This window comes from Nocardia brasiliensis (assembly GCF_011801125.1).
In the GTDB taxonomy this organism is placed as follows: domain Bacteria; phylum Actinomycetota; class Actinomycetes; order Mycobacteriales; family Mycobacteriaceae; genus Nocardia; species Nocardia brasiliensis_C.
This window is the reverse complement of the sequence record NZ_CP046171.1, coordinates 1766806-1781374: the sequence shown is the minus strand read 5'-3', so window position 1 is coordinate 1781374 and position 14569 is coordinate 1766806. Positions and strand designations below refer to the sequence as shown.

Below are 14569 nucleotides of genomic sequence, written 5' to 3'. Positions count from 1 at the left end.
GACTATGTACCCGCGACGAAATCCACCCTGGAGTCCGCCCGAACCGGTCGCGACGGCCGTGGTGCGGCCGACCACGGCCCGACCCGCACACGCGCACGGTGGCGCGAATCACCGACGGTCCGGCGTGACGACCGTAGGCTCGAGCGTGTCGATTCGACGGACGGCAACCTCCACGTTGTCGCGCGAGCAGACCGACGGAAGGACTGAAGGCAATGTTGCGGAAGTTCCTCGATCAGGGTGTTGTCTCGTTGCTCGACAGGTCGGCACGGGCGCAGAAGCCCTTGGTGGACAAGTACGTCGGCTTCGTGCAGAGCAGGCACCCGATCGAATCCCCCGAGCAGATCGTCGAGCGGCTCGGCCGCCACTATCTGATCGCGGTGACCGCCAGCGGCGTGGTGGTCGGCCTGAGCGCGGCCGTTCCCGGCGTCGGTACCCTCGTCGGGCTGGCCGCGGCCGGTGCCGACACCGTGTTCTTCCTGGAGGCCTCGACGGTGTACACCGTGGGCGCCGCGGACGTCGCCGGGAGCAAGACCGCGGCGGCGCGTCCGCCGCTGGTGTCGGCGGTCGTGCTCGGACAGGCAGGCACCGGCGCGCTCGGCGCGGCAGGGCGCTCGGCCAAGCAGTGGGACACCATGCTGGCCAACAAACTTCCGGTGCTACGCCGGATGGACGACTCGCCGATCAAACGCTTCGCCGTCCAGTTCATCGTCAAACGCGGCGCGCTCGCCTTCGGCAAGGTGATCCCGGCCGGTATCGGCGCGGTCGTCGGTGGCGTCGGCAACCACGCGCTGGCCAGGGGTGTCATCAAGAACCTGCATGAAGCGCTCGACGAGGCCGCCCGGCCGGACGAGGCGGCGCCCGCGCGTGCGTGACGCGCGTCACAGGTCAGCTGGGGATTTCGGGATACCGTGGTGGCCGCCGACCTACCCTGAACGACCTCCGGAGGCGCTTTGCGCATGCTCACCCGTGTCCTGCTCGTCCTGTTCACACTGGCCCTCGGCGCGATGACCGCGCTGCCCTCGGCATCGGCCGCGCCGGGCGCGACCTACGACGACGCCACCGCGCACCGGATCGACGAGGCGCTGGCGGCACGGGCGAGCGCGCAGGGCAAGGGTGAGTTGATCGAACGGGTGTCGCGTCCGTTCCTCGGCACGCCGTACGTCGCGAACACGCTGATCGGGTCGGCCGATCGCGCCGAGCAACTGGTGATCGACCTGCAGCGAGTGGATTGCTTCACCTATCTCGACTACGTCGAGGCGCTCAGCCGATCCACCACGCGGGATGAGTTCACCGCCAACCTGATCCAGACGCGCTACACCGACGGCGTCGTCGATTACGCGCATCGCAAGCATTTCTTCAGCGATTGGGCGCACACCCCGCGCGTCGCCGCGACCGACATCACCGGCACCCTCAGCGGGGCCGCGGTCACCGTCACCAAGCGACTGAACGCGAAAGCCGATGGCGGACAGTATCTTCCGGGGCTGCCGGTAACCGATCGGGACATCACCTACCTGCCGAGCGGCACCGTCGACGACGCGGTCATCGGTCAGCTCCGCACCGGTGACTATCTCGGCGCCTACGCCGACACACCCGGCCTGGACGTCACCCACGTCGGCATTTTCGTCATGACCGCCGACGGTCCGATGTTCCGCAACGCGTCCTCGCTGGCCGCGAACAACAAGGTGGTGGACTCACCGCTCGCGGAGTACGTCCGGTCGGTGCCGGGCCTTGTGGTATTCCGCGCGCAATAGGCCGGGCGCCCGGTTAACCGGCCCGACATTTCTACCCGGTAGTACTTGGCGCTCAGCCCGGGAACATCCGTGTCGAATCGAGGTCCGCCGTGTGGGAGCACACCGTCCGCTGGTCCGCCGCCCTGGTCGCCGCGTGCGCGCTGGCCGCCCCCGCGGCGGCACAGCCGCCCGATCCCGCCTACCGCGAATATGTCTCCCTCGGTGACTCTTTCACCGCCGACGTGCTCACCACAGTCCCCCCGACCACCGAGTTCGCGCCGTTCAACTGCGATCAGTCGGTCACGAACTATCCGCGCCTGGTCGCGGCCGCGCTCGCCGTGCCGACCTTTCGCGACGCCAGCTGCGGTGGGGCGAAGACCGCGGACATGACCGCGCCGCAAACCGTGCCGCTCGGCAGCAACCCGCCGCAGCTGGATCGCCTCACGCCGACAACCGATCTCGTGACGCTCAGCATCGGCGGCAACGACCTCGGCCTGCAAGAACTCATCCCGCAGTGCCTCTCCCCCGCGGGTCTGCTGCCCGGTCTGCCCGACCCGGGCAGCTGCGCCGCCAGGGTGACCGCGAACGGCGCGGATCCGGTCGAGGCCCGCACGGCCGCCGCCGAAGCCGGGGTCACCGCGACGATCGACGAGATTCGCCGGCGCGCTCCGAACGCGCGCATCCTGCTCGTCGACTACCTGGACGCGCTACCGGATACGGGCTGCGTCCCCGAACTGCCGGCGACCCCGGCCGACGCGGCCTACCTCCGCTCGAAGCTCATCCGGTTGAACACCATGCTCGCCCGCGTCGCCGACCGCACCGGGGTGCGCCTCGTGGACACCTTCGCGGCCGGCACCGGTCACGACGTCTGCCAGGCGCCCGACGTGCGCTATGTCGAAGGGCTGCTGCCCTTCTCGGACCGCAACCCGCAACTGGTCGCGTTTCCGTTCCACCCCAACGCGGCAGGCGCGGCGGCGCAGGCCCGCGCGGTACTCGACGCGATCGGTCATCGCGCGTGAGCGCGCGGAGCACACTGGTGTGGTGACAGACGATCTCGCGCAACTGATCGTGGTGGACGCCGCGAATGTGGTCGGCTCCCGGCCCGACGGCTGGTGGCGCGACCGCGCGGGTGCGGCCCGCAGGTTGCTCGACAAGCTGACCGCGCTGGATCAGCGCCTCGCCGAACCGGCCGAGGTCGTGGTGGTCTTGGAGGGCGCGGCGAAGGCGGCGGCCACCGACGCGCCGGACGCGCTGCGCGTGGTCGCGGCCCTCGGCTCGGGCGACGACGCGATCGTCGAGGTGGTGCTGACCGCCGTCCAGGACGACATCGACCGTCCCGTCATCGTGGTGACCGCGGATCGCGGCCTGCGCGAGCGGGTGGAATCACTCGGCGCGGACACGATCGGACCGAGCTGGCTGCTGGATTTGCTCGAGCACCCATAACCCGCCCCGCACTGGGTAGTCCGCCGTCATGAACGATGGATTCGAGGAACGTGGTCAACCGTCCCTCGGACGTGCCCTGCCCGAACTCCTGGCCGCACGGGCGGTGATCGAGCAGGCCAAGGGTGCGTTGATGTTGGCCTACGGCGTCGACGCCGAGCAGGCGTTCGGCATGCTGCGCAGGCGCTCACAGGCGACGAACGTCAAGCTCAGAGAGCTCGCCGCGCAGCTGATCGCCGAGTTGCCGAGCCTCGATCTGGCACCGCCGGAGTTGCGGAGCAAGGTCGACCACCTGCTGCACGGCCCGCCGCGGACCGAGCAATGATCGCCGCAGGCGCACCTCGACCCGGCGGGCCGGTCCTGGCAATGCCGCCGATGGCCCGTGATTGTGGTGCGCCGGGGATGGGCGGGCACCTACACTGAGAAAACTGCGCCACGGTCGACCGTCGGAGCGGCCCGCACTCGGCGATCGGCAGCTTTCGAAGTCCTGAACCACTCAGGGTCGCGTTGCCCGGCCCGTTCCATGGAAGAGGCGCCATGCCCGATCCATCGCATATCAAGGTCTGTTTGCTCGGGCAGGATTGCCGCTGCCCCACGATCACCCTGTTTCTCGCGCCCGAACCACTGATTCCCGGCGGGAGCATCCTGCATCTGCTCGAGCAGGCACCGCTGAGCGCGGACAGCGGGCCGAGCCCCGACGCCGACCTGATCGATCGGGTGCAAGCCGAATCCGCCGATGCCGAGCGAACCGCCCTGTTGCACACCGAGTTCCGCGCGTTTACGGCCGGTCGGGCCGAGCCGGCGCGGGTCGGCACCATCCTGCACGACCACCAGATCAGCGCCACCGCGCCGGTCGGCCTCGATCTCGACGATCCCGCCGAGCTGGCCCGGCTGGCGCTGCTGCCCGAACACCCCATCGGCTTTCGCCGCACCGAGGACTTCCGGGAGGCGGCCATGCGCCGCGCGATGGTCACGATCTACCGGCACTTCGCGGTCGACCAGCGCATCCGGCTCATGTACCACGGCTTCGCCGACCCCGGCACCGGCTGGTTCGCGCTGCGCACCGCGAGCGCCTGAGCCGCGCTCAGGGCTTGCGGGCGACACCGCCGTACGCCCCGGAACGCTCCGGGAACTCGCCGACGTCGGCGGGGCGCTCCGGACGCCAGAGCGGCAAATGCACGAGGCCGGGATCGAGCAGATCCCAGCCCGCGAAGAACTCGGCGATCTGCGGCTGACTGCGCAGCACGATCTCGGTGGAGGTGCGCCCGGACAGCTTCTGCGCCTCGAGCACCTCCTCGGGCTGGCCGTCTGCGGTGGCATGGGTGATCGCGAGGTAGCTGCCCGGCACGACCGCGTCGCGCAATCGGGCAACGCAGCCCGCCGGGTCGGCGTCGTCGGCGACGAAATGCAGCACGCCCAGCGCGAGCACCGCCACCGGCTGCTCGAAATCGATCAGCTGCGCCACAGCCGGATCGCCGAGGATGGCCTCGGGTTCGCCGATGTCCGCACGCACCACCGCCGCGGCGGGATTGCCGTCCAGAATGGCCCGGCTGTGTGCCACCGCGACCGGGTCGATGTCGACGTAAACGACTCGGGCCGAAGGGTTCCTGGCCTGGGCGACCTCGTGCACGTTGCCGACGGTCGGGATGCCGGAGCCGATGTCGAGGAATTGGGTGACGCCCTCGTCGATCAGGAACCGGACGCAGCGGCGCAGCAAATCTCGGTTCGCCCGCATGGTTTCGGCGACGTTGGGCGTGAACGCCTCGATCTGCCTGGCCAGGGTGCGGTCGATCTCGAAGTTGTGCATACCGCCGACGAAGTAGTCATAGACCCGGGAGGCGCTGGGCCGATCCAGATCGATTCCCTCGGGCGCCCAACTCGGTCTGGTCATCGATCCCGAACCCTCCTCGAATATCGCCAGCTCACGGCGAAAGCTTGGTCATCGTAGCCGGGTTCGGCAACGCCCGCAGTTGGGCGAGCGCCAGCAAACCGGACTACGATCAGAGCTTATGGCGTGGGATGCCGGGAGTGGTTCAGATCCTGGCGGACCGCACGCCGAACTGGCCGAGCAATGGGCGGCTGCGCTCGGTGGCGGACCGCGCGATCATGTCGTGCCCATGAGCGCGGCCGAATCCAGAGCGCTGCTCACCAAACTGGCCCACGAATTCGCCACCGCGGCCGAGACGGCCGCGCCCACCGCACGGGTCGCTGAGCTGGGCGCCAGGCTGGCCGAATCGCACTTCGTCGGCGACGAGGTGCTCGGCCGCACGCTGGCCGTGCTCAACACCTATCTCACCGAGACCAGCGGCGTGCCCGCCGGGCGGGTGGCCGACCTGCTCGGCGCCTTCGCGACCGGCTACCTGCGCGCATTCCGCGCCTGGCTGCTCGCCGAGCAGGAGAGCGTGCGCACCGCCGAGATCGCCGCGCGCCGGATGGTCGAGCAGCAGTTGCGCTCCAGCGAGGCCCGGCTGCGGGCGGTGTTCTCGCAGGCGGGCATCGGCACCGGGCTCTCCGACATGACCGGCCGCATCATCGAGGTCAACAACGCCTTCGCCAACATGCTCGGCTATCGGCCGGAGGAGATGTGCCGACTGTCGGTGACCGACCTGACCCACCCCGACGACGGCCCCGACATGTGGCAGAAGTACGCCGGGGTGCTCGCGGGCAAATACGACAACGTGCAGCTGGAGAAGGCCTACCGGCACCGTGACGGCGGCACGGTGTGGACCCACATCAACGTCTCGCTCATCCGCGACGAGCAGGGCCAGCCGCAGTACACCCTGGTGCTGGTGGAGGACGTGTCCGAACGCAGGGCGCTGCGCGAGCGGCTGCAGTACCGCGCCCACCACGACCAGCTGACCGGCCTGCCGAACCGGTCCCGCTTCTTCGACGCGCTCACCGCGGCCTTCGCCGACTGCACCAGGGTCGGGCTCTGCTACGTCGATCTCGACCACTTCAAGACCGTCAACGACACCTACGGGCACGCGGTCGGTGACGAGTTGCTGGCCCAGGCCGCGGCCCGGCTCAGCGCCTGCACCACCCGCGCCGATCAGCTCGTCGCGCGCATGGGTGGCGACGAATTCGTGGTGCTGGTCCCGCATTCCAGCGGCGTGGCGGAGATGGCGGCGGTGGCGCGCACGGTGCTGCACGCGCTGGCGCAACCGTTCTACGTGCAGGAGCACCATCTGGCGATCACCGCAAGCATCGGCGTGATGGAGGAGCGTGCCGACCGCTCGTCCACCGGCGACTTTCTGCAGGCCGCCGACACCAGCATGTACTGGGCCAAAGCCGCGGGCCGCAGCCGCTACGCGATCTTCGACGCCGATCGTGGCCGCCGCGAACACACCAGTGCCGAGCTGTCCGCGGCGATGCCGTCGGCGATCCGGCACGGCGAGTTCTTCCTCGACTATCAGCCGATCGTCTCGCTCGCGGACGGGCGAACGGTCGCCGTCGAGGCGCTGGTGCGCTGGCGCCACCCCGACCTCGGCGTGCTCAGCCCGGCCCGCTTCGTCGACCTGGCCGAGGACAACGGCCACATCGGCGCGCTGGGCGCGGTGGTGCTGGAGCGCGCCTGTCTGGACAGCCGGGAATGGCATGCTCGCTACCCGCACACGCCGACCATCAGCGTGAACGTCTCGGCCGCCGAGGTGGCCGACCCGGCCTGGCTCGAGCACGTGCAGCAGGTGATCGCCGAGACCGGCATCGAGGCGGGGCTGCTGCAGCTCGAACTGACCGAGCGCGCGTTCATGCAGACCACCGGCAGACCGCTGCGAGCCCTGCACACACTGGCCGAGGCGGGCGTGCGGATCGCCATCGACGACTTCGGCACCGGCTACTCGAATCTCGCCTACCTCGGGCAGCTGCCACTGCACGTGGTGAAGCTGGCAGGCCCGTTCGTCCAGCGCATCCGCACGCCGGACACCGCGAGCCCGACCGATCTGTTGCTGCTCGAGACGATCATCGACCTCACGCACGCGCTCGGCTTCACCGTCACGGCCGAATGCGTGGAGACCCGCCACCAGGCCGAGCAGCTGCGGGACCTCGGCTGTGACACCGCGCAGGGCTGGCACTTCCACTATCCGATGCCGGCCGACCAGGTGACCGCGCTGCTCGGCACGACGAACGTGCCCCGGCGCTGAACCTCAGGAATCCCGCGGCGGCACACTCGGAAACGGCCCAGCGGCACAGCGCCGAACGGCGCGGCGGGATCAGTGCGGGGCGGCGACCACCGTGCCCGGCGGATAGATCATCCGGTCCGGCGGGTTGCTGGTGCGGCGGGCGAGCGGATAGTAGATCGCGGCCGTGCCGAGGATGCCCACGATCCAGGAAATATCGGCCCCGCCGAGCAGTTCGGTGACCGGGCCGGTGTAGAGCTGCTGCGCGAGGAACGGCACCTGGGCGAGGATGCCGAGCGCGTAACAGGCGAGCGCGGTCGCGTTCCAGCGGCCGTAGCGCCCGTCGGGGTCGTAGAGCGCCGGAATGTCGATCCGCTCGCGGGAGATCAGGTAGTAGTCGATCAGGTTGATCGCACTCCACGGGGTGAACACCATCAGCAGTGTGAGCACGAAATTCTTGAAGTTGTTCAGGAAGTCGGCACTGGCCACGATGGCGATCAGCATCGAGACCACCGTGAATCCGAGGATGTAGGCGGCGCGCGCGAGCGGCGTCGTGCGCGACTGTCCGGTGAAGGCGGTCACCGAGGTCAGCATCGACATGAAACCGCCATAGGCGTTGAGGCAGTTGACCGTCAGCTTGCCCACCACGATCACCAGATAGATCAGCAACCCGAGCACGAACGGGCCCGCCAGGTCACCGAGGAAGCCGACCTGGTTGCCCAGGAAGGCCTTTCCCGCCACCGCCGCGACGATCGCGCCGAAGGTCATCGACCACTGTGAGCCGAGCACGCTGCCCGCGAAGGTCGCCCAGAAGGTGGTGCGATCACTGGTCGAGCGGGGCAGGTAGCGCGAATAGTCCGCGACGTAGGGCCCGAAGGTGAGCTGCCAGCCCGCGCCGAGCGAGACGGCGAGCACGAAGGTGGCCGCGTCGAAGGGCTCGGCCCCGAGATAGCCGCGCACGTCGTATTCGGTGACCAGCCGGACCGCCAGGTACCCGAAACCCACGATGCCGACCACGGTAGCGATCCGGCCGACCACATGGATGAGCCGATATCCGGTCACCGCGACCACAGCGGTGAGCGCGCCGAAGACCAGGATGCCGACCGTCGCGTTCTCGATGTGCAGGATCTTGTTCACCGCCTGGCCTGCCAGCACCGTGCCGGTCGCGGCGAACCCGAGGTACATGACGACGACGAGCAGCAGCGGCAGCACGGCCCCGAGGACGCCGAATTGTGCTCGGCTGGAGATCATCTGCGGCAACCCGAGACGCGGTCCCTGCGCCGAGTGCAGTGCCATCACGATGCCGCCGAGGATGTTGCCGAGCAGCAGTCCGATGATCGCCCACAGCGCGTCCGCGCCGAACACCACGGCCAGCGCGCCGTCGACGATCGCGGTGATCTGCATGTTGGCCCCGAACCAGAGGGTGAACTGGCTGCGCGGGGTGCCGTGCCGTTCGGCGTCGGGGATCACCTCGATGGTGCGGCGCTCGATCGGCCCGGTCGCGTCGCTTCGCTCGTCCTGCGCCATGGTCCGCCTTTCCTCCGCGAAGCGCGGCCAGTGACACGGCGCTGCCTCGGATCAGCAGTATGCCGGATACCGGACGGTCTTGTACGGCGTTGCGGCGCAGCCGGTTACCGATGCGGTCCGGCTATCCCGCCGCGAGCATCCGCGGCGCCTCGGCCGCAGGCTCGGCCTTCTTGATCCGCAGCAGCGCGCGGCAGAGCGGATCGGCCATGACACCGGCCAACCGGGTGTAGGGCCAGATCGCGATGAACAGCATGAGGATCAGGCCGCGGCCCTGATAGATCAGTGGCGCGTCCACCATGACATCGGGCTGCGGATGCAGCGTGAACAGCGACCGGAACCAGACGAAAAGCGTTTCGGCGGTGCGGTATCCGCCGTCGGTGGAGTTCGGGTCGAACTTGATCGCCACCCAGGACAGCAGCGCGGACACCATCAGCGGGAAGGTGATGCGGTCCAGCGGGCTGATGATCGGCCGGGTCGAGCCCCCGATGATGTCCGGGACGAACAGCAGCACCGCGCCGATCGACGCGGTGACCAGCGCGCTGATCTCGACGACGGCGAGAACGACATAGAGCGCACCGTCGGGATGGCCGTGCGGCCCCGAGGCGAGCAGTTCGGTCACGCGCGCCGCAGCCAGCACGCCGATGCCGACGCGCAGGGCGGTCGAGCCGAACCGCTGACCGGCGTCGGCCTCCTCGCGAGTGCCGAACCAACTGAACCGATCGTGCCGATAGCGCCAGACGTGACCGAGGACGAACGACAGAAACGCACTGTAGGGGAGCATGATCCACAGCATCGACATCATCTGCCGACTCGCCTTCTGCATCGAGCTAATCGAAAACAAAACTATCCGGTGCACTACCTTCGCAGACCACAGGGCGCCAAGCAAGCGCCGAAAGCGCCATTACCCAGCGTGTACTACCTTTGAACGACAGCGGATTCGGGGTGCCGCGGCGGCACGGGCTCCGCGGGCGGCGCGGCGACCACGGCAGACAGAATAAATGCCACCACCGCCGCGGTTTCGGCCACGGTCCGCTTCGAAATACGCATTCCCCATCCCCAACTGTGCACCGCACACTCATCGACATCGTTTACCGAACCGAACGGTATCTACCCGCGAACAGCGCTCCCAGACAATAGTTTTCCTGCCCCGGGAACCGGCGTTGTCCGGCGCGGCGGCTCAACCGGAGGCGATCGCGGTGATCAGGGTGCGGGAGGCGAGCGTGCGGGTGGTGATGAGCTGGGTAAAGGTGCGCGGTTGCTCGCCCGGGTACTGCTCGGTGAGCTTCACCTCCCAGTGCGCGAGTCCGTCGTCACCGTCCTTGGCCCGGGTGACCAGGACGCAGTAGCGGGTGCCGACCGGAGTCATGTTGATACCGCGCTGAATCTGGTCGGCGGGCGAGACGATCGCGTTGTCCGCGACCACCGCGCGCGCCCGATAGCCGGAGCGTTCCACGTAGTAGGCGTACTCGAAGGCGAGGATGGCGTCGGGTCCGTTGGCGGTGCCGCCCGGATCGGTGCCGGACACCACGTCGGGGGTGCGCCGCTGTTCGCATCCCTGCGTCGCGATCGCCGCGGCCTGCCCCTGCGGCGGCGTGCTGGTCGCCGCGCTCGACACCACGCCAGGCGCACGCGCCGTCGAGCTCGCCGCGGCGGGTGCGTCGTCGCCGCCCAAGCCGTTGATCGCGGTGTAGAGGATCGAGACGACCGCGATCCCGACGCCGAGCACGATCAGCACGGCGAGAACCCGATTGCCGTTGGACTGCCTGCCGCGCTGGCGAGTCGGATGACGCAGCGGTACGCCGGGGTGGATGCCGGAGCGGTTGATGATCGCCGGCGGCGGAGCGACATTGTCGTCGTAGCCACCGGACCGGTCGTCGTCCTCGACGGGCGCCTGTCGTCGCTGCGGTGCCACCGGCGGCTCGGGCGCGGGCTGCTCGGTGCGCGGCGGCAGATCGAGCCATTGCTCCCAGTCACCGGTGCGTCGCGGCCGGCCGGCGGGCGGGTCCGGATTCGGCTCCGTCACGACGCCCTCCGGATCACGACGACGCACCGGTGAGCGACGCCCGGACGGACGCCGCCGCTTGCGCGCCTTGCCGACGGGCGTGCGCACCATGGGCAGCCCGGTATCGAACGGATTGCCCTGTCCCTCTTGCCGACCCGGAGAATTCGGGTCAGAGGGTGTCATCGTCGTAGTCGCCGAGCACCGGGGTCACCGCGACCACCGCGGTCGGCACGGTCACGCCGAGCTGGCCTTCCCGGGGCTTGTGCTCCCGATCGTCCGGCGGCGGCGACGGCGGCATCGCGACACCTCCGGTGCTGCCCGGCGGGTGCGGCTGGTCCGGCGCGGCCGCGCGCGGCGGGGCGTCGTTGACCACCGGCGGTGCCGGGGCGGGCGCGGGCGCGGGCCTGGACTCCGGTTTCGGCGGCGCCTCATGCACGGTCGGTGCGGACGACTGCGGCGGAATCACGCTGCTCGGCCCGCTCGGCGCGGCCGGCGCGGGCGTTCGCGCCCCCGCGCCGAAATCGAAAAGCTTCGGCGAGCTACCGGAATTCGAGGAACCGTTCGGCCCGTCGTTCGCGGTGCTGCCCGGCCGGATCGCCTCGGTCACGGCCTTGTCCGCGCCGGCCGCGACGGTATCGATGGCGTGCGTGCCGACCTCGGCGACCTTGTCCACGATGTGGGTGCCGACACCGGCGATCTTGTCGATGATGTTCGTGCCGATGTCGACACCCGCGTTGATCGCCGCGGTGCCGACCTGCACGCCGGCCGAGATCAGCTGCTGCTGCAACTGCAGCTGCGCGGCCAGCGCCGGGTCCATCGGCTGCCCGGTGCCGGGGACGATCCCGCCCGGCGCGTACTGATTCGTCACGCCCGGCGGATACGTGCCCGTGGTGAAGGGGCCCGCGGCGTAGGGCTGTGCCGTGGTGACACCGGAGGGCTGGGTGACCGTGAGCGGGCCCATCGCGTCGAGTCGCCTGCTGTGGTCGTCCATTTCCGTCTGCGCGGCATTGACCGTGGTGAGCGCGTCCCGCAGCGCCTGGGTGGCCCGCGCGATCACCGCGTCGGTGTCCGGCGCCGCGGTCGCGTTGCCGAGGATCTGGCGGGCGTCGCTGCGGAAGTCGGCGATGATCTGGTCGACCGTGCGCGCCGCGCGCGCACTGGTGGCGTGCGCGTCACCGAGCACGCTCAGGTAAGCCGGTCCGCGGTCGGAGATTTCGCCGATCTCGGTGTGGGTGGTGCGCAGGGCGGGCACGGCCGCGTCGGCCCCGCGCGAGGTCCAGGTGGACTCCAGGGCGTGCAAGCCGTCGCGATGCGGCCCCTCGGTGTCGGCGGCCGTGGTGCTCGCCGCGGAGAGTGCGGCGGTCGCGGTCTGGTTCGGCACGGCGACCCCCGAACCGAGCGTGGACCGCAGCTGCAACAGCGGTCGCACCAGCGCGGCGACGATCGGCGGGTCGACATCGGGATCGAGCGCGATCGTCGCGGGCGCGGTGTGGTCGGTGCGCGCCGGGGCGGACGCCGCCCGCCTGCGTAATCCGGTAAGGCTTCTCATGTCAGCGTCTCCCCTGTCCGGGTGACGGCGCCCGCGGTGTCGCCGTCGACACCCTGCATCTTCGCGCTGTAGTCGCGCAGTACCTGTCCATAGGTGCCGACCAGCTGGCCTGCGGTCGACAACGCCTGCGCGTGTTCGGCGACCGCCGTGGCGAACCGCGCCGCGAAGTCGGCGCCGATCAGCCCGAGGTCGGCGGCGAGCTGGTCTTGATTCACCGCGCCGGAGGCCACCGCCGAGGCCGAGGCGAGTTGCTGGGAGACTGCGTCCGCGATCGCGGTGTATGCGGCTACCGCCGCCGGGTCGAGCTTCAGCGTGTCCACCGTTCCCCTCCCGGGTTACCAGTCCTTCGCTACCGCGACATGATTCGAAGACAAGCCTACTGTGCGACCTGGACACATGCGTCAGATCTTCGCTTGTCGCTCCGCTGAGTATGGCAATCAACGTGCGCGCTGTCATGCGCTGGCCCGGCACTTCGTCGAATTGCTTCGGCGAGGGGTTACCTCGAGTTGCCGGAGGCACTAGGCTTGACTCTTTGTGCACGGCAGTGTGGAGGGGGACGGGCAAGTCGCTGCGACCGGGCACCCTTGGCGGGTCATCGCGGTATACGCGCAGTTGGCGCGGGCCGGATTTCGGCGGCAGTCCCAGTACAAGTTGGCGATGTTCGCCGGACTGTTCACCAATTGCGTGTTCGGATTCGTGCGGGCGGCGGTAATGCTGGCCGCGGTGCGGGCGGCGGGCGACTTCGGCGGCTACACCGAGGGTTCCATCGGCGCCTACGTCTGGTTGTCGCAGGGGCTGCTCGGCGCGCTGCAGTTCATGGGGCCGCCGCTCGACCTGTCGGATCGAGTGCGCAACGGCGACATCGCGATCGATTTCCTGCGTCCGGTCGACATCCAGCTCGGCTATCTGGCCGGCGATATCGGGCGCGCGGCGTGCACGATCCTGCCGCGCGGGGTGCCGAGCGTGTTGATCGGCGTACTGACCTTCGGTCTGGCGATGCCGACCACCCCGGGCCCCTACCTGCTGGGGACCGTGAGTGTGCTGCTCGCCGTTGCCCTCTCGTTCCTCTGCCTGTTCGTGGTCGCGCTGATCGGTTTCTGGGTGGTCGAGACCCGCGGCATCCGGGTGGTGTACCAGATCTGCGGCACGTTTCTGGCCGGGCTCTTCGTGCCGGTGCACATGTTCCCGCTCTGGCTGCGCACGATCGCGCAGGCGACGCCGTTTCCGTCCATCCTGCAAGCCCCGATCGACGTGTTGTCCGGCCGGACGACCGGCTCGGCTGCGGTGGGTGTGCTCGCGGTGCAGGTGTTCTGGGTGCTGCTGGTCGGCCTGGCCGGGCGGCTGCTGCTGGCCGCGGGCCGACGCAAGCTGGAGGTGCAGGGTGGCTGAGCCGAGCGCCGCCGCGGGCACCTGGTTCACCCCGTACGCGGCGGTGCTGCGCTCTCGGATCCGCGCGCAGCGGTCCTATCGGTTGTCTTTCGCCAGTGAGGTTTTCGGCGCGTTCCTGATCGGCCTCGTCGAATTCGCCGAGGTGTGGGTGATCTTCCACAACGTCCGGGTGCTCGGGGGGCTGGATCTGAACGCCGCGCTGCTGCTCTTCGGCTTCGGGCAATCGACCTTCGCCCTGGCGCAGGTCCTGTTCGGTCATCTGGACACGCTGCCGACACTGATTCGGATGGGCCAGCTCGACGCCTACCATCTGCGCCCGCAGCCGCTGCTGCTGCAACTGGTCACGAGCGATATCTCGCTGCGCCGCTTCGCCCGGGCGGCGGTCGCGATCGTGGTGCTCGGCTTCGGGTTGTTGCGCAACGATATCGATTGGGGCCCAGCGACTCTCGCCCTGATCGTAGTCACGTTGGTGAGCGGCGTCGCGCTGTTCGGCGGGATCTTCGTGTGCGCGGCGGGATTACAGTTCTATCTGATCGACGGAGCCGAACTCACCAACAGTTTCACCTATGGCGGTTCGTTCGCCGCGGTCCAACCGGCCGCGGTCTTTCCGACACCGCTGCGGCTGCTGTTCGGCTTCGCGATTCCGGTGTCGTTCACGGCCTACCTGCCAACCGTCGCGCTGCTCGGGCTGCCCGGCCCGCCGCTGCTGCCCGCCTGGCTGGCGTGGTTCGTCCCGCTCGCGGTGTTGTGGGTGTGGCTGCTGGCACTGGTGCTCTGGCGCTTCGGTACCCGGCACTACCAAGGAGGGGGCGGCTGA

The 14569-nt window shown here is 69.4% G+C and carries 15 protein-coding genes; 9 read left to right on the top strand and 6 right to left on the bottom strand.

What is annotated here, in order from left to right; all coding sequences use genetic code 11:
* Positions 1-212 precede the first annotated feature (212 nt).
* From F5X71_RS08035 to F5X71_RS08010, 6 genes are all read left to right on the top strand, one after another.
* Positions 213-872, top strand: a complete 660-nt coding sequence (locus F5X71_RS08035; RefSeq protein ID WP_167461367.1) for a hypothetical protein — start codon at positions 213-215, stop codon at positions 870-872.
* An 84-nt stretch (positions 873-956) separates the two neighbouring features.
* Positions 957-1751, top strand: coding sequence for a DUF1460 domain-containing protein (locus F5X71_RS08030; protein ID WP_167461366.1), 795 nt, complete (start codon positions 957-959; stop codon positions 1749-1751).
* Between the two features lie 89 nt (positions 1752-1840).
* Positions 1841-2749, top strand: a complete 909-nt coding sequence (locus F5X71_RS08025; protein WP_167461365.1) for an SGNH/GDSL hydrolase family protein — start codon at positions 1841-1843, stop codon at positions 2747-2749.
* A gap of 22 nt (positions 2750-2771) precedes the next feature.
* Positions 2772-3173 (top strand): hypothetical protein, encoded by a 402-nt coding sequence (locus tag F5X71_RS08020; protein ID WP_167461364.1) that lies wholly within the window; start codon positions 2772-2774, stop codon positions 3171-3173.
* Positions 3174-3201: 28 nt separating this feature from the next.
* A complete protein-coding gene (locus F5X71_RS08015) occupies positions 3202-3495 on the top strand; it encodes an ANTAR domain-containing protein (protein ID WP_167461363.1) in 294 nt (97 codons plus the stop codon).
* Between the two features lie 212 nt (positions 3496-3707).
* Positions 3708-4247 (top strand): hypothetical protein, encoded by a 540-nt coding sequence (locus F5X71_RS08010; RefSeq protein WP_167461362.1) that lies wholly within the window; start codon positions 3708-3710, stop codon positions 4245-4247.
* 7 nt (positions 4248-4254) lie between these two features.
* On the opposite strand, the gene F5X71_RS08005 is transcribed toward F5X71_RS08010, so the two are convergent.
* Positions 4255-5061 (bottom strand): SAM-dependent methyltransferase, encoded by an 807-nt coding sequence (locus F5X71_RS08005; RefSeq protein ID WP_167461361.1) that lies wholly within the window; start codon positions 5059-5061, stop codon positions 4255-4257.
* Positions 5062-5179: 118 nt separating this feature from the next.
* Here F5X71_RS08005 and F5X71_RS08000 point away from each other — a divergent pair, with 118 nt between their 5' ends.
* Positions 5180-7309, top strand: a complete 2130-nt coding sequence (locus F5X71_RS08000) for a putative bifunctional diguanylate cyclase/phosphodiesterase (protein WP_167461360.1) — start codon at positions 5180-5182, stop codon at positions 7307-7309.
* 69 nt (positions 7310-7378) lie between these two features.
* Here the strand turns inward: F5X71_RS08000 and F5X71_RS07995 are convergent, their stop codons facing one another.
* From F5X71_RS07995 to F5X71_RS07975, 5 genes are all read right to left on the bottom strand, one after another.
* Positions 7379-8812 carry a purine-cytosine permease family protein gene (locus F5X71_RS07995; RefSeq protein ID WP_167461359.1) on the bottom strand — a complete coding sequence of 478 codons (1434 nt, stop codon included), beginning with the start codon at positions 8810-8812 and terminating at the stop codon, positions 7379-7381.
* Between the two features lie 121 nt (positions 8813-8933).
* The gene (locus F5X71_RS07990; protein WP_167461358.1) at positions 8934-9635 is read right to left on the bottom strand and encodes a respiratory nitrate reductase subunit gamma; all 702 of its coding nucleotides are present in this window, start codon (positions 9633-9635) and stop codon (positions 8934-8936) included.
* Positions 9636-9989: 354 nt separating this feature from the next.
* Positions 9990-10997 (bottom strand): hypothetical protein, encoded by a 1008-nt coding sequence (locus F5X71_RS07985; protein ID WP_167461357.1) that lies wholly within the window; start codon positions 10995-10997, stop codon positions 9990-9992.
* Positions 10984-12363 (bottom strand): hypothetical protein, encoded by a 1380-nt coding sequence (locus tag F5X71_RS07980; RefSeq protein ID WP_167461356.1) that lies wholly within the window; start codon positions 12361-12363, stop codon positions 10984-10986. The genes F5X71_RS07985 and F5X71_RS07980 overlap by 14 nt, the downstream gene beginning before the upstream one ends.
* Positions 12360-12683, bottom strand: a complete 324-nt coding sequence (locus tag F5X71_RS07975) for a hypothetical protein (RefSeq protein WP_167461355.1) — start codon at positions 12681-12683, stop codon at positions 12360-12362. Before F5X71_RS07975 ends, F5X71_RS07980 begins: the two co-directional genes overlap by 4 nt.
* Before the next feature lie 214 nt (positions 12684-12897).
* Here F5X71_RS07975 and F5X71_RS07970 point away from each other — a divergent pair, with 214 nt between their 5' ends.
* Together F5X71_RS07970 and F5X71_RS07965 are read left to right on the top strand one after the other, a co-directional pair.
* Entirely contained in the window at positions 12898-13752 is an 855-nt protein-coding gene (locus F5X71_RS07970) for an ABC transporter permease (protein WP_203218272.1), read from the top strand.
* Positions 13745-14569 carry an ABC transporter permease gene (locus F5X71_RS07965; RefSeq protein ID WP_029894599.1) on the top strand — a complete coding sequence of 275 codons (825 nt, stop codon included), beginning with the start codon at positions 13745-13747 and terminating at the stop codon, positions 14567-14569. Before F5X71_RS07970 ends, F5X71_RS07965 begins: the two co-directional genes overlap by 8 nt.

What these genes read in the sequence shown, in the direction of transcription:
- F5X71_RS08035 (WP_167461367.1), top strand. Translation starts at nt 213, where the DNA reads ATGTTGCGGAAGTTCCTCGATCAGGGTGTTGTCTCGTTGCTCGACAGG.
- F5X71_RS08030 (WP_167461366.1), top strand. Translation starts at nt 957, where the DNA reads ATGCTCACCCGTGTCCTGCTCGTCCTGTTCACACTGGCCCTCGGCGCG.
- F5X71_RS08015 (WP_167461363.1), top strand. Translation starts at nt 3,202, where the DNA reads ATGAACGATGGATTCGAGGAACGTGGTCAACCGTCCCTCGGACGTGCC.
- F5X71_RS08010 (WP_167461362.1), top strand. Translation starts at nt 3,708, where the DNA reads ATGCCCGATCCATCGCATATCAAGGTCTGTTTGCTCGGGCAGGATTGC.
- F5X71_RS08005 (WP_167461361.1), bottom strand. Translation starts at nt 5,061, where the DNA reads ATGACCAGACCGAGTTGGGCGCCCGAGGGAATCGATCTGGATCGGCCC.
- F5X71_RS08000 (WP_167461360.1), top strand. Translation starts at nt 5,180, where the DNA reads ATGGCGTGGGATGCCGGGAGTGGTTCAGATCCTGGCGGACCGCACGCC.
- F5X71_RS07995 (WP_167461359.1), bottom strand. Translation starts at nt 8,812, where the DNA reads ATGGCGCAGGACGAGCGAAGCGACGCGACCGGGCCGATCGAGCGCCGC.
- F5X71_RS07990 (WP_167461358.1), bottom strand. Translation starts at nt 9,635, where the DNA reads ATGCAGAAGGCGAGTCGGCAGATGATGTCGATGCTGTGGATCATGCTC.
- F5X71_RS07985 (WP_167461357.1), bottom strand. Translation starts at nt 10,997, where the DNA reads ATGACACCCTCTGACCCGAATTCTCCGGGTCGGCAAGAGGGACAGGGC.
- F5X71_RS07980 (WP_167461356.1), bottom strand. Translation starts at nt 12,363, where the DNA reads ATGAGAAGCCTTACCGGATTACGCAGGCGGGCGGCGTCCGCCCCGGCG.